The following is a 17,081-nucleotide window of genomic DNA, read 5'->3' on the forward strand; positions in this document are numbered from 1 at the left end:
GAGGGAAAGGCACGCGATGCTCGCAGCGTTCGGATTCGAAGCCCTAGGCGTCGTCGTCGGCGACATGTATTTCGTGGATCCGGCCCCGCTCGCCGGTCAGGAGACCCCGGAGCGGGGAGTCAGGCTGGAACTGCGCCTCATCGACCGGGCCGCACCGCAGGGATCGATCTACGCCGGCATCCCGATCGCGTTCACGCGACCCGTTTGGCGGGTCGACCTTTTCGGATCGACCGAGAGCCCGCCCGGAACGCTGGACCGGGCCCATCACCACCCCCGTTTCACCGATTGGGAACCCGGACGCCGGCAGTTCGTCCCCGAACTCTCAGCCGACCCACTGTCCTGGCTGGCCGATCAGTTGGCGGACCCGGCGGCCGTGCTGGCGCGCGCGGGAGTCGATCCCGACGAGTTCACCCACGCCGATGTGACCGGACTCGCCGCCGCGGCCCCGGAGATCGTCGCAGCGGCGAAACGCATGCTGGACGGCGTGCGGGACGGGCAACTAGCCCCGGCCCCCGCCGAGCCGGTTGCCGCGGCCCGTACCGGTTGGCTCTGACCCGACGGGATGCATTCGGGAATATTGCCGACGTCGTGACGGTTATCTAACGTGCGTCTAATAGCTGTGACTTCCGGTAGGGGTCACTGACCGTCCGAAGGCATCCGCCATGTTGCACTTGCTGCCCAAGCCCCATTCACTGCCCGCTACCCCGGCGCGCGATGTCGAGCCAGCTGCGTCATCTCATCACCACTGGCCCGGCGCGGCGTTCGTCAAGGCAATCGGGCACATTCACCTCGGCCCCTCCGAGCCGCGACGGCTCTACCCGCTGCATGAGGCCAGCTATCTCGAGACGGAGCTGATGTCCCGCCTCATGGAGCACCTCTGACGAGCTCGCGGTTCGGCGCGGCAGGCTGCGGGTCAGACCAGGCTTGACGCGTCAAACACCCAGCTGGTGTCCGCCGTGGCGAGCGCCTCGAAGTGGTTGGGCGGCGCGAAGCTGACGAGGCTTTGCATGTCCCAATAGTCTTTCCACACCGTGACCTTGCCGTCGTCGACTTTGTGGACCGTGACGAACCTCAGCACGCCCTGCTCGCCGGTCGCGAAAGTCCAAGTCTCCGAGTGTTCGTAGATGACGTCGGAGCCGTTGGACACCAGCACGCCGTCGTGGTTCTCGTAGCCGGCGAGCGGCTCGAGCCCCATCTTGAGCCGCTTCACGATGTCTTCGGGACCGCGCGCCGACAGCGCGGGGACCGGCATGTCGACGTAGAGGCAGTCGTCGGCCAGGAACGTCTTGACCGCATCCCAGTCGCGACGCGATAGCGCCTGCCACATCCCGACGACGACGCCCTCGACCGCGATCTCAGAAACCTCTGTCATAGCGGCAAATAAACTAGGTTGCTGAACGCGTGTCAACCACGGCGCCGCGGCGAATACTCCTGAGGGCAGCGGTTGCTGGATTGGTTCGCCGCTATCTCGCCGCGCAATAGCGAGGAAATCTCGCTGCTCGCCACGAGTTTGCCGCATACTTGGCGACGTGACCTTGCAGCGCGATACCCCCGAGGAGACTGCGGCCGATCAGGCCGACGGCCTGCTGACCCGGCGCGAGGCCATCCGGCGACTGGCGCTCGTCGGCGTCACGGCCGGCCCGACCGCGCTCATCGCGGCCTGTTCTTCCGGCAGGGGAGGCTGGCCGAGCCGGCGGCGGCACCGCCGCCGCTGACGTTGACAGCCTGACGGCGACGACCCGCCGCGCCCGGCTACGCCGCGCTTGCGATCGTCGCTAGACGTCCACCGGGGCCATCGACCGCGCCGGCCCCAGCGTCACCGGCAGCGTCGACCAACCCCGCAGCACCCGGGTGTCCCGCCTGCTTCCGGTGCCGGCCGCCCGCGCTTGCGGAAAACGATCGAAGAACGTCCGCAGCCCGACTTCCCCCTCGGCACGCGCAAGCGCGGCCCCCAGGCAGAAGTGGCGTCCCCCGGAGAACGCGAGATGCCTTCCCGCGTTGGGCCTTTCGATGTCGAAGCGGTGCGGATCTCCGAACACCGACGGATCCCGGTTGGCGGCGGCCAGGTAGATCACCACCAGATTGCCGCGCGCGATATGCATGCCCGCCACGTCGACATCCCGAAGCGTCATCCGCGCGGTCAGCTGCACCGGCGAGTCCAGGCGCAAAATCTCTTCGACTGCGTTGGGCCACAGCTCGGGTCGTTGACGCAACGTCTCGAGATGCTCGGGTTTGTCCAGCAACATGCGAATCCCGTTGCCCAGCAGGTTCACCGTGGTCTCGAACCCGGCCGCCAATACCAGGCCGGCGATCGCCTGTAATTCGTTCGGATCGAGATGCGTTTCGGCGGAACCGCTTTCGGCCATCTGGATCAACTGGCTCATGAGAGCGTCACCGGGGGCGCGCCGCAATTCGCGGAGATGGCCGGTGAGCCAGGTGTCGAACCCCGCAATGCCTTTCTGCACGTTCCGGTACTGCCACCACGGCAGGCCGACGTCCAGGCTCGGTGCGCCCAATTCACCGAACTCCAGGACGCGGCGCCGGTCCCGCTCGGGCACTCCCAGGATGTCGCTGATGATCGCGACCGGAAGCTGCGAGCAGTACCCGTCGACCACGTCGATAACGCCGCCTTGGCCGGCCAGCCTGTCCAAGAGACTGATGGCGGTCTGCTCCACCCGGTCACGCAGCGCGGCGACGGCCCTTGGCGTAAAAACCGCCGACACCGTCTTGCGATAGCGGGTGTGGTCGGGTGGCTCGACGGCCAGCAGCGACGGCGCGCGCAGCGGATGCAGAAAGTCGTCGCGAGTGCGGCGCTCCAGCCAGCGCAGCGGCGCCGGCAGGTTCGAGCCCATGTTGACCACGCGGAAGTCGTCGGATCGCAGCAACTCGTGCGCCAGCGCGTGATCGGTCGTCAGGTAGTTGATGCGCCCTTTCACCAGCGGACCGAGGGCACGCAACTCCTCATAGAACGACACCGGATCGGCGGCCACCGTGGGATCGGCGATCAGCCTCGCCTGGGGTTCGCCGCGGCGCGCCCCGAACGCCGCCACGCCTCGGATGAAGCCATGCATCGCCAGCCAGTGCAACCGTTCTTTCACCGCGCCTCCCTAACCTCGGCTCTTCACCCAGGGTAAGCCGCGACAGGCTCAGCACTCAGCTGTGATCTTGAAGTCCGTGGTCACCGTCTTATTGGGATTGCTGTCGTTGATGCCGTAGGCGCTGCCGGTGATGGTGTAGGCGCTGTTGGTGAGGTCGGCGTGCGCATCGCCCACCCCGCCCTGCCAGTAGCTGCCCGTGAACCCGTCGACGTTGCGGATCTTCACCCATTGCGGGATGACGCGGTAGCCGGTGAGCAACACCGTCGCTTCGACGCGGCCATTCTCGTCACCGATGTCGAGGGTCCGATACGACTGGGCCTGGCTGCACGCCGCCGGACGGGCGGTGTGCGTGGTGCCGTCGACGGTGACGCGGGCGGCTTTCCGGGGCATGGTCTGCGCCTGCCCGCACCCCGCGACGGCCGCCGCGGCGATCAGGGTGAAAGCGATTGCAAGCAAACGGTTATGCACGGAACCATCTCCTTCACTGCCGCTTCGGCATCAGCGCCGGTAGGGACTTGACGATGCGGCCCCGCACGAACTCGGGGCTCAGCCCCTTGAGCAGGTCGATGACCCGGATGCTCTTGGGCACGTACCAATGCAGTCGCTTCGGGTCGTGGTAGGCCTGCCACGCCGCCTCGGCCACGCTGCTCGCCGGCATCAGCCGCATCATGCCCTTCTTGGGCGCACGCGCGCGAAGCTCCTCGCCGGACATCGCCGGGCCGCCGTCGTCGGAGTGGTTGGTAGTGGTGGTGAGGATGGCGGTGTCGATCAGGCCCGGCAGTACGTCGGCGACCCGGACGCCATGTCGCTGCCACTCCACGCTCAGCGCCTCGGTGAGCCCCTTGACCGCGTGCTTGGTCGACGAGTAAACCGCGATGCGCGGCATTCCGTAGGTGCCCGAGGACGACGACGTCGAGAACATCAGGCTGCCGGGTGTCTTCTTCAGGTAGGGCAGCGAGGCGTAGGCGCCCGTCAGCACCGCTTTGAAGTTGACCTCGACGACGCGCATCGAGGCGTCGTACGGCACATCCTCGAACCAGCCCGATTCCCCGATGCCCGCGTTGTTCCACATCATGTCGAGCCCGCCGCCGGCGTTGCCGGCGCAGAAGTCCGCCAGGGCGCCGTCCAGGGCGGCCTTGTCCGTCACATCCACCGCCCGCGTCCAGAGCCGATCGTCACCCAGCTCCTGCCGCAGCGTCGCCAGGCCGTCTTCATTGCGGTCCACCGCGCCGACCCGCCAACCCTTGGCATGGAAGAGCTTGGCGCCCTCGCGGCCCATGCCGCTGCCCGCGCCGGTGATGAAGACCGATTTCACGACGCGTCAGCCCGCCTCGGCCACATCTTTGATGCGGTTGAGGGTCTTGGTCATGTCCCGAACGTTGCGCCGCCTGCGCAGGAAGCCCCCGAACAACCAATAGACGCCGAGCCACGGCGCCGGGGTGAGCCGGAACGACTCCGTCACGTCGGTGCCGCCATCACTGGGCGCCAACCGGTAATGCCAGTTATTCACCGGCCGGTCGCCAAGCAGCACCGCGAACCCGAACTCGCGGCCGGGGTCGCACGCGGTGACCTCGCACGTCGTCCAGTACACCGGTCCTAACTCATTGCGCCGGACGTGGCCGCGAAATTTGGCGCCGAGGGCCGGACCGGTCGCGTCGCCCAGCCACTCCGCCTCAAACACTTCGGGGGAGAACCGTCCGGTGTTACGAACGTCCGCGATGAGACCCCAGATCTTGTCCGCGGGCGCCGCCATGTGAACCGTCGCCGAACCTTCCATGGGCTGATCCAAACACAGCTTGGCGCCGGGTCATAGAGCACAACCCCGAACCTCTCAGCGGGGCATCGCCGCCTGGATGATCCCGTTGATGATCTGCTTGATGCCCTGCGCGGGATGCGAATACAGCCCGATCGGAAGGCCCGACGCCGTACCGCATTTCGGCCATGCCTCGATACCCTGGTCCGCCAGGACCCGGTTGGCCACCGCGATCTGTTGGTCCCTGGACGCGGCCGCCGGGTTGCCGACGCCGCCGTACCGGGCCCAGGTGCTCGGCTTGAATTGCAGCCCACCGTATTCGCCGTTTCCGGTGTTGGCTTGCCAGTTGCCACCGGACTCGCATTGCGCGACGGCGTCCCAGTTGGGGGCGGCGGGAGCGGCGCCTGCCACTCCGGAGGGGAAAGTCAGCGACGCTGCAACGAACCCGCCGACCATCGCGGACTTGACGAGAGGCTTGCAGAGTTTTCTCATGTCAGGCATTTCGCGGAGCGTGTCCGAAGCGTTACCGATTCGAAAATGTCGCGAGATATACCCTCTAGCAGCGAAATCACCGCTGTGAGCTGCGGATTCGCAGCTTTAGAGAATCGTGAGAGTTAGATAAATTAGCCCTGGCAATACGATTGGGTCGCCAGCGAAAGCGCTTGTTGATAAAGGTCATCCAGTTGGCGGGCGCGCATGACGTCGCCTCTGGCGGCGTCCAGCTCTGGGCCGCAGGCCGGCGAGTGCAACAGGTCCCAGCGGGCCACGATCTGGGCCAGCATCGTCCGGTTGAAGCCGTCGATGGTCGCCCGCGACGCCGAGAGATCCGGCGCCGCGGATGGCGCGTCGGCCGGCTTCAGCTTCCATCCCGCAAACCGGCTGTATTCGATGGCCTCCGTGGCGTTGATCTGATCGCCGAACACCCGGGCGACGTAATCGGCGTCGACGCGCGCGGCGTCAGCCTCGCCGCGCGCATGCGCGAGCTCTTGCTGCAAGCGGCCCGGGTCCTCGATGGCGCCGTGGGTGTTCCACTTGAACGCGGCCACGGGCTCGGCGACCTGCAGCCGCTGCGCGGCGGCGTCAACCAAGGCGGTCAGTGCGCCGGCGGGATCGGCTCGTGCCTGCGTCGCCAGCACTGTCGCCGCCGCCCAGCAGCCGATCAGGACAGCTCGACCGCAACCCATGACGATGATTCTGGCCTGACGCCTGCCTCTTCCGGAGTTAGCCTGGCCGCTGATGCCACTGATGTCTTCGGCCGCCGGGAATCGCCGCCCCCGCGAGAACGACGCCAACCGCGGAGAATGGTTGCGCTCGGCACAGGTTCGCGCGCTGATCGGCGCCGCGCTGACGGCCTCGCTGCTACTGAGCGGAGCTTTCCTGGCGGTGGACAGGCTGCACACGACACCCGCCGACGTCGTGGACCACCCCGCCAACCCGGTCACCGACGATCAGTCCCGGACTCAGGTGGTCGAGTCGGCCCAGCAGGTCGTCGCGCTGGCCCGGCTGCAGACGGCCTCGGCGGGCTACACGCTGATGTCGTGCAAAAACCGGGACGAGCCGCCGTACCAGGGCGCGATCTATCTGACCTTCGCGCTGCCCGCCGGCGCCCGGCCCGACGCTTTCTTCCCGACGATCGCGGCGACGCTCGCCGCCCACGGCTGGACCCGCGGCCTGCCGCCGAACGATCACGCGTTCGCCGAGTCCCTCACCAAGGACGCCGCCACGGCGATCGTCTATCTGCAAAGCGAAGAGCCGAGCGTGGGTGTCGTCCGCGTTTACGGCCAGTGCCGGAACATGAATGACCACCGCAGCGACTCGACCGCCTGGGTCGACGTCACCGACCGGCTCAGGGCCCCGTAACGCGCTACTGCGCCTGACGTCGTCGTCAGGCGCAGTAGCGACCTTAGGTTGGGTGGGCCGGCCTAGCCGCCGCCCCCGGGGGTCGCGCCCAGGGTGCCCTGCAGGTCGCCCTTCATGGCGTTGAGCTGCGCACCCCAGTACTCCCAGCTGTGCGTTCCGTTGGCATCGAAGTTGAACACGGCGTTGTGGCCGCCGGCCCCGTTGTAGGCGTCCCGGAACTTCAGGTTGCTGCTGCGCACGAAGTTCTCCAGGAACTCGGCGGGCATGTTGGCCCCGCCCAGCTCCGACGGCGTGCCGTTACCGCAGTAGATCCAGAGCCTGGTGTTGTTGCCGACCAGCTTCGGGATCTGCACCGTGGGGTCGTTGCGCTGCCAGGCCGGGTCGCTCGACGGGCCCCACATGGCGTCGGGCTTGTAGCCGCCGGCGTCACCCATCGCCAGGCCGATCAGGCTGGGCCCCATCCCCGACGACGGGTCCATCAGGGCCGACAGCGAGCCCGCGTAGATGAACTGGCCCGGGTGGAAGGCGGCCAGGATCAGCGCCGAGGAGCCGGCCATCGAGATGCCGACGGCGGCGCTGCCGGTCGGCTTGACGCTCCGGTTGGCGTTCAGCCATTGCGGCAACTCGCTTGTAAGGAACGTTTCCCACTTGTAGGTCGTGCAGCCGGCCTTCCCGCAGGCCGGGCCGTACCAGTCGCTGTAGAAGCTGGACTGCCCGCCGACCGGCATGATGATCGAAAGACCCGACTTGTAGTACCACTCGAAGGCGGGGGTGTTGATGTCCCAGCCGTTGTAGTCGTCCTGGGCCCGCAACCCGTCGAGCAGGTACACCGCCGGCGAGCCGTTTCCACCGCTTTGGAATTGGACCTTGATGTTGCGGCCCATCGCGCCGGACGGCACCTGCAGGTACTCGACCGGCAAGCCCGGGCGCGAGAACGCCCCCGCGGTCGCCGCGCCACCGGCAAGACCGATCAGGCCCGGCAGGGTGACTGCCGCAGCTGCACCGACCAAAAGCCGGCGCCCCCAGGCCCGGATCTTCTCGCTCACGTCTGTCATACCTGCCCCTTGTCCGTATGTGATGGCGGTCTCAGCTGGAATTTACCGGGTTATTCGGCCAAATGTCGATTGGGACGCGGTGTTGTCTCGGTTTCATATCGGTTTCCGACCGAATTTCCCATTGCGGACAAAGGCGCGTCGACGGTCCAACCGCCCGAAACGCCAGGCAGCGGGACCGCGATGACAAACGCAAGGAGCTGCGGCGACCGCGGCCACGCCCGATGTAAAAGGAATCTCGTCGAATGGCGAGTCGAATGGCGAGTCACGCCCCCGCGGGCCGCCGGTCAGCCGAGCTCGGCTGCCACAAAAGGCGATTTCGGGGCCCGGCGCGGCGGCCGAAGGGCGCAGCGCCGGGGCGCGCGCGGGCGTGGCCTGCGAGTTCAACGCCAATTCAATACCGGGGCAGCCGAACTTGCGCGGACCGCGTAGGCTCTCACGGAGCAAGCCGATGGAGACCACACATCCGGTCCGTTCCGGCCCTCACGAACTGCCGCGCCGACGAGCTTTTGGTGCGCAATCGCGGGTGAGGGTGACGCGGGTCCGGGCCGATTGAGGTGCAAGTTTGGACACGGTACTGGGGCTATCACTGACGCCGACCACCGTCGGGTGGGTCCTCGCCGAGGGACACGGCGCCGACGGCACGATCCTGGACCATCAGGAATTGAGCCTGCCCAGCGGCCGTGGGGTGCGCGCCCTGAGTACCGCGGAACTGGTGGCGGACGAGGTGCTGCGGGTCGACGCGTTGACGGCCACGAGCGAGCGTCGAGTGCGCGTCATCGGGCTGACCTGGAGCGACGAAGCGTCCGCTCAGGCGGCCCTGGTGTTGGAGGCGCTGACCGACGCCGGACTGGACAACGTCGTGCCGGTCCGGATGCTCGAGGCGGTCGAGACCCTCGCCCGCGCGATCGCGCCGGTCATCGGCTACGAGCAGACCGCCGTCTGCATCCTCGAGCATGAGTGGGCGACGGTCGTCATGGTCGACACCCACGACGGCGAGACGCAAACGGCCGTCAAGCATGTGCGCGGCGGCTTCGACGGGCTGAGGTCCTGGCTGAGCGGGATGTTCGACCGACCGAATGGCTGGCGCCCCGGCGGGGTGGTGGTCGTCGGCGCGGACAGCGATCTCAACGGGTTCTCGTGGCAGCTCGAAAAGGCTTTGCCCGTCCCGGTTTTCGCCCAGACGATGGCCCAGGTGACCATCGCGCGGGGCGCGGCGCTCGCCGCGGCCAACAGCACCGAGTTCACCGACGAACAGCTGGTGGCGCACGTCAGCGAGCCTGTCGCCGCGCCCGCGGCGCGGCCCCGGAAGTTGTCCTACACCGGCGCCGCGACGGCATTGGCCGCCGGTGCAATAACTTTCGTCTCGTCGCTGTCGCTCGCTTTGGGTATTCAGCTTGCCCCGGCAAGTGAGTCCGCGCCGGCGAAGCGCGTCGTACACGCGCCGCCCCCGCAGATCGCCGAGGCCGTCGCACCCGCGGTCGCGCCGCCGCCGGAGGTGGTCCCGCCCGCGCCAAAGCCGAAGGCACCGGCGGGCGAATCCGCCCCGGAGTCCGGGGCCGGGGGAGAGCAGCAAGGCGCTCCCGACGAGCCGCAGCCGGACTCCGGCGGCCGCCAAACCTACTTGACGCGGGTGCTCGAGCACATCCCCGGCGACACCGGTGACCCCACGCCGCCCCACACGCCGATGCCCTAGCGGTAGGCAGCGGACCTCAGGCCCTGGGGTGCACCGCGGTGAAAGACACCGACACCTCGTCGACGACCTTCACCGAGCCCATCAGCAGCGAGTAGGGCTTGACGCCGAAATCGGTTTGCCGAACGGTGGATTCGACCGACATTCGCCACTGTTCGCCGAGATCGGTTGTGCGCAAGTCGATGACGTGCTTGCGGGATTTGCCGCGAATGTGGAGCTTCCCGGTCAGGCGGTAGCCGTCCTCGGCCTTGTCGATTGTGTCGGCGGCGAAGCGGATCTCGGGATAGCGCTTGGCGTCCAACGACTTCAACGCGTTCGACTTCACCAGGGCCTTCTCCGGCCCGGACAATCCTTTGACCCCGCCCTCGCCCTGTAGCACCTCGAACGAATCGACCTCGACCGTCAGCTCCGCGGTGACCGGTTCGCCGGCGGCCCACGCCACGCTGGCTTCCCAGCGCGTCATCGCGATGGTGAGCCGGTGGCCCATCCGGGCGGCCCTGCCGGTGACGCCGGTGCGGATCGACAACTCACCGTCGGATGCGGTCAGGGTCCATAGCTCGGTCACAGAGACCGACTGTAGTCACATCGTCAAAACGGTGCGGTAGTGCGCTCGTCCCTGCTCCAGCGCGGCATAGCCCTCGGCCGCCTGCGCCAGCGGCAGCTCCTCGATCCACGCCCGAACCCCGGACAGGACCGCGAAATGCATGGTGTCCTCGACGTCTTTGGCCGTGCCGGAGGGATGGCCGACGATGCTCACCCCCGGCGTGATGAGCTGAATGGGACTGATCGGCAACGGTTCAGGCGTGACGCCGATGGTGACAAGCTCGCCTTGTGGCGATATCCCGCCGACGGTTGCCGCCATCGCCGCCGAGTTGCCCGCGGTCGCCAGGACGACGGCCGCGCCGCCGAGGGCCTGCAGCGCCTCTGCGGGGTCGGCGGCGGTGGAGTCGATGTAGTGGTGGGCGCCCAACTTCCGGGCGTCCTCCTCTTTGCCGCTGCCACGGTTGATGGCGATGGTCTCAAAACCCATCGCCCGGGCGAACTGCACGCCGAGGTGGCCGAGCCCGCCGACACCGAGGATGGCGACCCGGTCGCCGGGCACCGCCTTGGTATGACGCAAGGCGTTATAGGTGGTAACGCCGGCGCAGCCCATCGGCGCGGCTTCAGCGTCGGAAAGCCCCGTCGGTATCCGGGCGAGGGCACTCCCCGGGACAGTCACCGACTCCGCGTATCCGCCCGGATATTGGTAACTCGGGACCTTTCCGTACTCGCAGTGAATGAAGTGCCCTTTGCGGCACTGATCGCAGTGGTAGCAGCACCCGCCGAACCACCCGACCGCGACGCGATCGCCGACCTCGAAACCCTCGACGCCCGCACCGAGCTCGGCGATCGTTCCGGCGATTTCGTGCCCGGGCGTCAACGGCCACGTCATGCCCGGGAAGCCACCTGCGACAAAGTGTGCGTCCGTGCCGCAGATCCCACAGGCGGTGACCGTCAGGCGCGCCTCATCGCGGCCCGGCGGCTCGGTTTCGACATCGACCAGTTCTAACGGTGCCCCGGCCGACTTGACGTGAACAGCTCGATGGGTAGCCATGCGATCGATGCTAGTGCGCGGCAGGTGATTTCGCTCCGTCGGTGTGGTAGTCGACCTGCCAGTGCTTGATCCCGTTGAGCCAGCCCGACCGCAGCCGCTCGGGCTTTCCGATCGATTCCAGGTTCGGGATGCCGTCGGCGATAGCGTTGAACATCAGGTCGATGGTCATCCGCGCCAGGTTCGCCCCGATGCAGTAATGCGCACCGGTGCCGCCGAATCCCACGTGCGGGTTGGGGTCGCGCAGGATGTTGAAGGAGAACGGGTCGTCGAACACTTCCTCGTCGAAATTGGCCGAGCGGTACACCATCACCACCCGCTGGCCCTTCTTGATCTGCACGCCGGACAGTTCGTAGTCCTCCAGCGCGGTGCGCTGGAAGGACGTGACCGGGGTGGCCCACCGCACGATCTCGTCGGCCGCGGTGCCGGGGCGCTCCTTTTTGAACAGCTCCCACTGATCGGGAAAGTCGGTGAAGGCCATCATGCCCTGGGTGATCGAGTTGCGGGTGGTCTCGTTGCCGGCCACCGCAAGCAAAATGACGAAGAAGCCGAACTCGTCGTCGGAGAGCTTGTGCCCGTCGATGTCGGCCTGGACCAACTTGGTGACCAGGTCTTCGCCCGGGTTGTTCGTCCGGTCGGCGGCCATCTGCATGCCGTACATGATGAGTTCGACGGAGGCGGTGATGGCGTCGTTGTTGGCGAACTCGGGGTCCTGGTCACCCACCATCTCGTTGGACCAGTGGAAGAGTTTCTTGCGCTCTTCCTGTGGCACACCCATCAACCCGGCGATGGCCTGCAACGGCAGCTCGCACGAGACCTGCTCGACGAAGTCACCGCGCCCCTCGGCGGCGGCTTCCTCGACGATGCGCCGGGCGCGCTCGGCCAGGTCGTCGCGCAGGCGTTCGATGGAACGGGGCGTGAAGGCGCGCGAGATGATCTTGCGCAGCCGGGTGTGCTGCGGCGCGTCCATGTTGAGCAAGACGAACTTGCCACGTTCGACCTGCTCGCCGACCGTGCCGTCCTTGTAACGCGGCAACGCGGTCTTTTCCAGGCTGGAGAAGACGTCGCTGCGCAGCGAGATCTCTTTGACGTCCTTGTGCTTGGAGACCACCCAAAAGCCGCCGTCGTCGAATCCGCCCGCCCCGATCGGCTGCTCGTTCCACCAGATCGGCGCGGTGCGTCGCAACTCGGCGAGCTCTTCCACCGGCAGCCGCTCCGCGTGGACGTCCGGGTCGGTGAAATCGAACCCCGGCGGCAGATTGGGGACCGGATTGGCCGTCGGCTCTGCGGTTGACATGGCGCGCTCCTCGATACGAAGTCCTCTAGGCATCCTTGTGCAAGGAAACCATTGCTACACCACGGTTGGGAAGCGCTGAAGCAAGATCGACGGCCCGAACTGCAACACGTTCAGTCGGGGCGATGAGTTTCGCGAGCCTCGCGGGTCTGTATGGGGAGCAACCGCACCGATCGACCGAAAAGGGAGCGCATGCGCATAGTTCTCAGTCACTTCATGAGCCTGGACGGCATCGTCCAGGCCCCGGGCGGCCAGGGTGAGGACACTGACGGCGGATTCGCGCACGGGGGCTGGTCGATGCCGTACTTCGAACCGGAGACGATGGGACCCGCCGTCGCCGAAACCATGGCCGGCACCGATGCGCTGCTGTTCGGGCGTCGCACGTGGCAGACGATGGCGGCCGCCTGGCCGACGCGCGGCGGCGACCCGTTCGCCGACCGCATGAACGAGATCCCCAAGTACGTGGCGTCCCGCACGCTCACCCTGGACGAACTGAGCTGGACCGGCTCGGCCCTGCTACCCCCCGACGATGCGATCGGTGCGATACGCGAGCTGCGCGCCCGCGACGGCCGGGCGATCCAGGTGATGGGCAGCGCGTCGCTGGCCGCCCAGCTGATCGAACACGACCTGGTCGACGAATACCGGCTGATGATCGAGCCGATCGTGCTCGGCGGCGGCAAGCGGCTGTTTCCCGGCGACGGCCGGGCCCGCGCGCTGAAGCTGGTGTCGACGACGGCAACCGGGACCGGGGTGTTGATCTGCACCTACCGGCCTCAGTGACGGTCCCATATGCTTTGGTGCAGGTCACCGGCGACAGGTGGGGTGGAACATGATTCGGGAACTGCTCAGCGCCGCTTCCATAGCGGGCATCACGATCGGCATGGCGCCGTCCGCCGCGGCCGATCAGCACTACAACGGCGACGTGCCGGGGATGAACTATCAGGCCTCGCTGGGTGCGCCCTGCGACAACTACGAGCGCTTCATCTTCGGACGCGGCCCCAGCGGACAGGCCGAGGCCTGTCACTTCCCGCCGCCCAACCAATTCCCCGCGGCTACCACCGGCTACTGGGTCATCTCCTATCCGTTGTACGGCGTGCAGCAGGCCGGCGCGAAGTGCCCGGGTTCGCAGGCAGCCGCGCAGTCGGAGGCCGGCCTCCCGATGCTTTGCCTCGGGGATCAGGGCTGGCAAGAGGGATGGTTCACCGGGGCGGGGTTCTTCCCCCCGTCGGGATAACCGGCCGGATGACCCCATGAACCAGGCTCAGCCCCCCGAGGCGCCGATCCCGCGCTGGCTGCGCCTTGTCCTGGCTTCCGATCGCGCCGGCTCGGCGTGGTACATCGGGGCCGGCTTCTTCTTCGCACCGGTGCTGGCCGTCCTGTCGCCGTGGCCGGCGGTCACCGCCGTGCTGTGGGCTGTCATCGGGCTGGCCGGGTTGTGGCTGGGGCTGCTCGGCGTCGCGATGGCCGTCGGACTGGCGCGCGTCTTGCGGTCCGGCGCCGAGATTCCCGAGGACTACTGGCGCACCCTGGTCAACTACTGACGCCCGGGCTCCACGTCTAGGCCGACGGTGGCGACCCGCAGCGCCCGGATACGCCGCGCTTGCGATCGCCACTAGAGTCGTATCAAAGCTGTTGCAACGAAAGGGGACTCCGATGGGCTTCAATCCCAGGGATGCGGTCGACGCGGCCAAGGACATCGCGACGAACGCCGTCGAAAAGGCCTCGGACATCGTCGAGCACGCCGGCGACATCATCCGGGGTGACATCGCCGGCGGCGCCAGCGGCATCGTCCAGAACTCGATCGACATCGGCACCTACGCGGTGGACCGCACGAAGGAGGTCTTCACCGGCGCGGAGGACGCCGACGTCGACGAGGAGTAGCCGCTAGACGGTGGCGGCCTCGTTCAGCTCGTCCAGCCTGTTGGTCGCTTCCAGGTACTCCTGCACCCATCGCTCGATGACGGTCGCCGTCTTCTCCACCTTGGTGAACTGACCGACCACCTGACCCACCGGGTTGAACGCGACGTCGACGGACTCGTTGGGATACCGGTTGGTGGCGCGCACCGCCATCCCGGAAACCATGTACTGCAACGGCATTCCGAGTGGCTTCGGGTTGTCCGGCTGCTCCCAGGCCTCGGTCCAGTCGTTGCGCAGCATCCGGGCCGGCTTGCCCGTGAACGAACGACTCCGGACGGTGTCGCGGCTGCCCGCCTTGACGTACGCCTGCTGTTGCACCGGCGTGTTCGAGGATTCCTCGACCATCAGCCACTGCGAGCCGGTCCACGCGCCCTGGGCGCCCAGCGCCAGCGCGGCCGCGATCTGCTGACCGCTCCCGATGCCGCCGGCCGCCAGCACGGGCACCGGGGCGACCTCCTTAACGACCTGGGGCCACAACACGATTGAGCCCACCTCGCCGCAGTGTCCGCCGGCCTCGCCGCCCTGGGCGATGATGATGTCGACGCCCGCGTCGGCGTGCTTGCGGGCCTGCGACGGTGAACCACACAGCGCGGCCACCTTGAGTCCGGCGTCGTGGATGTGCTTGATCATGTCGGCCGGGGGAGTGCCGAGCGCGTTGGCGATCATCTTCACCTTCGGGTGCTTGAGCGCCACTTCGACCTGTGGGGTGGCCGTCGCCTCGGTCCACCCGAGCAGTTGCAGGCTGTCTCCGTCGCTGTCTTCGATCGGCACCCCGTGGTCGGCGAGGATCTTCTTGCCGAAGTCCAGATGCTCCTGCGGCACCATCTTGCGCAGCGTCTCGGCCAGCTCCTCCGCGGAGAGGTGGGAGTCCATGCCCTCGTATTTGTTCGGGATCACGATGTCGACCCCGTAGGGGTGATCGCCGATGTTCTCGTCGATCCAGTTGAGCTCGATCTCCAGCTGCTCGGGCGTGAAGCCGACGGCACCGAGCACGCCGAAACCACCGGCCTTGCTGACAGCGACCACGACATCACGGCAGTGGGTGAAGGCGAAGATCGGGAACTCGATACCAAGCTCGTCGCAAATCGCGGTGTGCATGCCTACTCCTGGGGCGTTCGCAGAATTGAAACGTGTTCTAGTTTAGTACGGAGAGCGTTGACGTGGCCAGCCGCCCCCGGCCGGCTCTTCGGCACTACGACGTTTCAGGCCATTGTCAGGTGCATGCGCGGGCCGTCCACACGACGAGGAACGCCAGCATGCCCGCGAAGCAGACCAGGTGGTCGCGGCAGATGGCCCGCGCCAGCCTGGTTTGTTCGGCCGGACCGTCCGCCCGGCGTCCGAGCCGCACGGCGCTCGGGACCGTGTGCGCCAGAGCGAGCACCACCGGCACCCCCGCGAGCGCGGCCGAGGTCCCCATCAGCCATGCCGGATCGTGACCCCGAGCGGCCTGAAACCCCAACGCGCCCAACAAGATGAGCATGACCGCGGCGATGATGTGGCCCATCGGTCGCGACGTCGTCGTCGCGCGGTGGTAGTAATCCGCCATGGAAGCGAGCGCGGGCTCGGGCAATTCCTCACCCGCACTTCGGTATTGGAAGACCTGGACGTCGAAGATCAGATCCATCCACAAGACGGCGAGCAGGAAGCCGCTGCAGGCCGTGAGCAACGGGGCCACGACGCTCATCTAACTCCTAAATCGTTGGACGTTCCGAACAGACCATCCGCGCTCGGCTCGCCTTCTGACAACCTCCTGTCAATTGTTGTAAACGTGTCGAATTAGCGGCCCGCGGCGCCTAGCATCCGCGTAGCGCGGTTTCCGTGACGATGGCCCGTCGGACGGGTCAATGGAGGTTGTCGGATGTCGTTTTTGGTTGCAGTGCCGGACGCAGTGGCCACGGCGGCAGAGAACGTTGCGGGTATCGCTTCATCGCTGAGCGCCGCCAATTCGGCGGCCGCGGCCCCGACCACCGGGTTGCTGGCCGCTGCCAGTGATGAGGTGTCGGCGGCGATCGCTTCCCTGTTCGCGAGCCACGGCGCGCAATATCAGGCGCTCAGCGCTCAGGCGGCGTCGTTCCACGCCCAGTTCATGCAGGCGTTGAGCGCCGCGGGCAACAGCTATGCGGCCGCCGAAGCCGCGAACGCGTCGCCGTTGCAGACGCTGCAGCAAGACGTGCTGGGCGTCATCAACGCGCCGACCAACACCTTGTTGGGCCGCCCGCTGATCGGCCCCGGCACCGACGGCGCCGCGGGGACCGGACAGAACGGTGGTGCGGGCGGGATCTTGTGGGGCCGCGGCGGCAACGGCGGCTCGGGCGGGGTCGGCCAGGTCGGTGGCGCCGGAGGCGCGGCCGGTCTGATTGGCGTCGGCGGCATGGGCGGGACCGGCGGTCCCGGCTTGGCGGGAGGCCACGGCGGCACCGGCGGCTGGCTCTGGGGCAACGGCGGTATCGGTGGTGCCGGCGGGACCGGCGGCGGGGCCGGCGGGGCCGGCGGCAACGCGCTACTGCTCGGCTCCGGCGGCGTCGGCGCGGCCGGTGCGGCCGCCGCCGGCGCCGGGAACGGCGGGGCCGGCGGCACCGGCGGCCGCGCCGGCTTCTTCTCGGGCATCGGCGGGGCCGGCGGGACCGGCGGCGACGCCACCACTGGAACCGCCGGCGCCGGCGGGGCCGGCGGGCACGGCCCCCGGGGCGTGCGGGGGGTGGGGGGGGGGGGGGGGGCCCGCGGCCCCCCCCCCCCCCCCCCGCCCCCCCCCCCCGGGGGCCCGCCCCGGGGGCCCCCGCCCCGCGGCCCCGCCGCGGCCCGCCCCGCCCGCCGCCCCCCGCC

Annotated in this window: 23 protein-coding genes; 10 read left to right on the forward strand and 13 right to left on the reverse strand. The window is 67.9% G+C overall.

Annotation, left to right across the window (positions count from 1 at the left end; translation table 11 throughout):
* Window positions 1–16: 16 nt before the first annotated feature.
* Both A5787_RS12135 and A5787_RS12140 read left to right on the forward strand, forming a co-directional pair.
* Window positions 17–553 (forward strand): hypothetical protein, encoded by a 537-nt coding sequence (locus A5787_RS12135; RefSeq protein ID WP_066966590.1) that lies wholly within the window; start codon window positions 17–19, stop codon window positions 551–553.
* 109 nt (window positions 554–662) lie between these two features.
* On the forward strand, window positions 663–881 hold the full coding sequence (locus A5787_RS12140; RefSeq protein ID WP_066966593.1) for a hypothetical protein: 219 nt from the start codon (window positions 663–665) through the stop codon (window positions 879–881).
* Window positions 882–913: 32 nt separating this feature from the next.
* Here A5787_RS12140 and A5787_RS12145 read toward each other — a convergent pair whose 3' ends face one another.
* Window positions 914–1,372, reverse strand: a complete 459-nt coding sequence (locus A5787_RS12145) for a nuclear transport factor 2 family protein (protein WP_066966596.1) — start codon at window positions 1,370–1,372, stop codon at window positions 914–916.
* 157 nt (window positions 1,373–1,529) lie between these two features.
* Between A5787_RS12145 and A5787_RS12150 the strand changes: the two genes are divergently transcribed.
* Complete coding sequence (locus tag A5787_RS12150) at window positions 1,530–1,715, forward strand: hypothetical protein (RefSeq protein WP_066966599.1); 186 nt, start codon at window positions 1,530–1,532, stop codon at window positions 1,713–1,715.
* 60 nt (window positions 1,716–1,775) lie between these two features.
* Here the strand turns inward: A5787_RS12150 and A5787_RS12155 are convergent, their stop codons facing one another.
* The 6 genes from A5787_RS12155 to A5787_RS12180 all read right to left on the reverse strand — a co-directional run bounded on the left by A5787_RS12155 (window position 1,776) and on the right by A5787_RS12180 (window position 6,044).
* The gene (locus A5787_RS12155) at window positions 1,776–3,098 is read right to left on the reverse strand and encodes a cytochrome P450 (protein ID WP_066966604.1); all 1,323 of its coding nucleotides are present in this window, start codon (window positions 3,096–3,098) and stop codon (window positions 1,776–1,778) included.
* Between the two features lie 48 nt (window positions 3,099–3,146).
* Window positions 3,147–3,566: a lipoprotein LpqH gene (locus tag A5787_RS12160; RefSeq protein WP_066966607.1), complete on the reverse strand. Its 420-nt coding sequence runs from the start codon at window positions 3,564–3,566 to the stop codon at window positions 3,147–3,149.
* Window positions 3,567–3,579: 13 nt separating this feature from the next.
* On the reverse strand, window positions 3,580–4,413 hold the full coding sequence (locus tag A5787_RS12165; RefSeq protein ID WP_066966610.1) for an SDR family oxidoreductase: 834 nt from the start codon (window positions 4,411–4,413) through the stop codon (window positions 3,580–3,582).
* 6 nt (window positions 4,414–4,419) lie between these two features.
* The gene (locus A5787_RS12170) at window positions 4,420–4,893 is read right to left on the reverse strand and encodes an SRPBCC family protein (RefSeq protein WP_156763906.1); all 474 of its coding nucleotides are present in this window, start codon (window positions 4,891–4,893) and stop codon (window positions 4,420–4,422) included.
* Window positions 4,894–4,929: 36 nt separating this feature from the next.
* Window positions 4,930–5,352 (reverse strand): resuscitation-promoting factor RpfC, encoded by a 423-nt coding sequence (gene rpfC, locus A5787_RS12175; RefSeq protein WP_066966616.1) that lies wholly within the window; start codon window positions 5,350–5,352, stop codon window positions 4,930–4,932.
* Between the two features lie 122 nt (window positions 5,353–5,474).
* Window positions 5,475–6,044: a chorismate mutase gene (locus A5787_RS12180; RefSeq protein ID WP_369829110.1), complete on the reverse strand. Its 570-nt coding sequence runs from the start codon at window positions 6,042–6,044 to the stop codon at window positions 5,475–5,477.
* 43 nt (window positions 6,045–6,087) lie between these two features.
* On the opposite strand from A5787_RS12180, the gene A5787_RS12185 reads away from it, so the two are divergent.
* Complete coding sequence (locus tag A5787_RS12185) at window positions 6,088–6,711, forward strand: hypothetical protein (protein WP_231993943.1); 624 nt, start codon at window positions 6,088–6,090, stop codon at window positions 6,709–6,711.
* A gap of 62 nt (window positions 6,712–6,773) precedes the next feature.
* Here A5787_RS12185 and ag85B read toward each other — a convergent pair whose 3' ends face one another.
* Window positions 6,774–7,766, reverse strand: a complete 993-nt coding sequence (gene ag85B, locus A5787_RS12190) for a diacylglycerol acyltransferase/mycolyltransferase Ag85B (protein WP_066966624.1) — start codon at window positions 7,764–7,766, stop codon at window positions 6,774–6,776.
* A 562-nt stretch (window positions 7,767–8,328) separates the two neighbouring features.
* Here ag85B and A5787_RS12195 point away from each other — a divergent pair.
* Window positions 8,329–9,459 (forward strand): hypothetical protein, encoded by a 1,131-nt coding sequence (locus A5787_RS12195; protein WP_066966627.1) that lies wholly within the window; start codon window positions 8,329–8,331, stop codon window positions 9,457–9,459.
* Between the two features lie 16 nt (window positions 9,460–9,475).
* Here the strand turns inward: A5787_RS12195 and A5787_RS12200 are convergent, their stop codons facing one another.
* Genes A5787_RS12200 through A5787_RS12210 form a run of 3 tightly spaced genes read right to left on the reverse strand, consistent with a single transcriptional unit; the run spans window position 9,476 to window position 12,344 of the window.
* Window positions 9,476–10,021, reverse strand: a complete 546-nt coding sequence (locus tag A5787_RS12200) for a YceI family protein (protein WP_066966631.1) — start codon at window positions 10,019–10,021, stop codon at window positions 9,476–9,478.
* Between the two features lie 15 nt (window positions 10,022–10,036).
* Window positions 10,037–11,050, reverse strand: a complete 1,014-nt coding sequence (locus A5787_RS12205; RefSeq protein WP_066966634.1) for an alcohol dehydrogenase catalytic domain-containing protein — start codon at window positions 11,048–11,050, stop codon at window positions 10,037–10,039.
* A gap of 10 nt (window positions 11,051–11,060) precedes the next feature.
* A complete protein-coding gene (locus A5787_RS12210; protein ID WP_066966638.1) occupies window positions 11,061–12,344 on the reverse strand; it encodes a cytochrome P450 in 1,284 nt (427 codons plus the stop codon).
* Window positions 12,345–12,533: 189 nt separating this feature from the next.
* Between A5787_RS12210 and A5787_RS12215 the strand changes: the two genes are divergently transcribed.
* From A5787_RS12215 to A5787_RS12230, 4 genes are all read left to right on the forward strand, one after another.
* On the forward strand, window positions 12,534–13,121 hold the full coding sequence (locus A5787_RS12215; protein ID WP_066966641.1) for a dihydrofolate reductase family protein: 588 nt from the start codon (window positions 12,534–12,536) through the stop codon (window positions 13,119–13,121).
* A 49-nt stretch (window positions 13,122–13,170) separates the two neighbouring features.
* Window positions 13,171–13,575: a hypothetical protein gene (locus A5787_RS12220; RefSeq protein WP_066966644.1), complete on the forward strand. Its 405-nt coding sequence runs from the start codon at window positions 13,171–13,173 to the stop codon at window positions 13,573–13,575.
* Between the two features lie 16 nt (window positions 13,576–13,591).
* Window positions 13,592–13,882, forward strand: coding sequence for a hypothetical protein (locus tag A5787_RS12225; RefSeq protein ID WP_066966646.1), 291 nt, complete (start codon window positions 13,592–13,594; stop codon window positions 13,880–13,882).
* A gap of 112 nt (window positions 13,883–13,994) precedes the next feature.
* The gene (locus A5787_RS12230) at window positions 13,995–14,222 is read left to right on the forward strand and encodes a hypothetical protein (RefSeq protein WP_066966647.1); all 228 of its coding nucleotides are present in this window, start codon (window positions 13,995–13,997) and stop codon (window positions 14,220–14,222) included.
* A 3-nt stretch (window positions 14,223–14,225) separates the two neighbouring features.
* Here the strand turns inward: A5787_RS12230 and A5787_RS12235 are convergent, their stop codons facing one another.
* A complete protein-coding gene (locus tag A5787_RS12235) occupies window positions 14,226–15,356 on the reverse strand; it encodes a nitronate monooxygenase (RefSeq protein ID WP_066966648.1) in 1,131 nt (376 codons plus the stop codon).
* Between the two features lie 115 nt (window positions 15,357–15,471).
* Window positions 15,472–15,933 (reverse strand): hypothetical protein, encoded by a 462-nt coding sequence (locus A5787_RS12240; RefSeq protein WP_066966662.1) that lies wholly within the window; start codon window positions 15,931–15,933, stop codon window positions 15,472–15,474.
* A gap of 183 nt (window positions 15,934–16,116) precedes the next feature.
* On the opposite strand from A5787_RS12240, the gene A5787_RS12245 reads away from it, so the two are divergent.
* On the forward strand, window positions 16,117–17,081 hold a 965-nt coding region (locus tag A5787_RS12245), incomplete at its 3' end, for a PE family protein (RefSeq protein WP_156763907.1).

The organism is Mycobacterium sp. 852002-50816_SCH5313054-b, from assembly GCF_001667185.1.
Taxonomy (GTDB): Bacteria; Actinomycetota; Actinomycetes; order Mycobacteriales; family Mycobacteriaceae; genus Mycobacterium.

Excerpts from the sequence above, each read along its gene's own strand:
- A5787_RS12185 (WP_231993943.1), top strand. The coding sequence starts at position 6,088 with ATGCCACTGATGTCTTCGGCCGCCGGGAATCGCCGCCCCCGCGAGAAC.
- A5787_RS12210 (WP_066966638.1), bottom strand. The coding sequence starts at position 12,344 with ATGTCAACCGCAGAGCCGACGGCCAATCCGGTCCCCAATCTGCCGCCG.
- A5787_RS12145 (WP_066966596.1), bottom strand. The coding sequence starts at position 1,372 with ATGACAGAGGTTTCTGAGATCGCGGTCGAGGGCGTCGTCGTCGGGATG.
- A5787_RS12230 (WP_066966647.1), top strand. The coding sequence starts at position 13,995 with ATGGGCTTCAATCCCAGGGATGCGGTCGACGCGGCCAAGGACATCGCG.
- A5787_RS12135 (WP_066966590.1), top strand. The coding sequence starts at position 17 with ATGCTCGCAGCGTTCGGATTCGAAGCCCTAGGCGTCGTCGTCGGCGAC.
- A5787_RS12140 (WP_066966593.1), top strand. The coding sequence starts at position 663 with ATGTTGCACTTGCTGCCCAAGCCCCATTCACTGCCCGCTACCCCGGCG.
- A5787_RS12215 (WP_066966641.1), top strand. The coding sequence starts at position 12,534 with ATGCGCATAGTTCTCAGTCACTTCATGAGCCTGGACGGCATCGTCCAG.
- A5787_RS12225 (WP_066966646.1), top strand. The coding sequence starts at position 13,592 with ATGAACCAGGCTCAGCCCCCCGAGGCGCCGATCCCGCGCTGGCTGCGC.
- A5787_RS12235 (WP_066966648.1), bottom strand. The coding sequence starts at position 15,356 with ATGCACACCGCGATTTGCGACGAGCTTGGTATCGAGTTCCCGATCTTC.
- rpfC (WP_066966616.1), bottom strand. The coding sequence starts at position 5,352 with ATGCCTGACATGAGAAAACTCTGCAAGCCTCTCGTCAAGTCCGCGATG.
- A5787_RS12220 (WP_066966644.1), top strand. The coding sequence starts at position 13,171 with ATGATTCGGGAACTGCTCAGCGCCGCTTCCATAGCGGGCATCACGATC.
- A5787_RS12205 (WP_066966634.1), bottom strand. The coding sequence starts at position 11,050 with ATGGCTACCCATCGAGCTGTTCACGTCAAGTCGGCCGGGGCACCGTTA.
- ag85B (WP_066966624.1), bottom strand. The coding sequence starts at position 7,766 with ATGACAGACGTGAGCGAGAAGATCCGGGCCTGGGGGCGCCGGCTTTTG.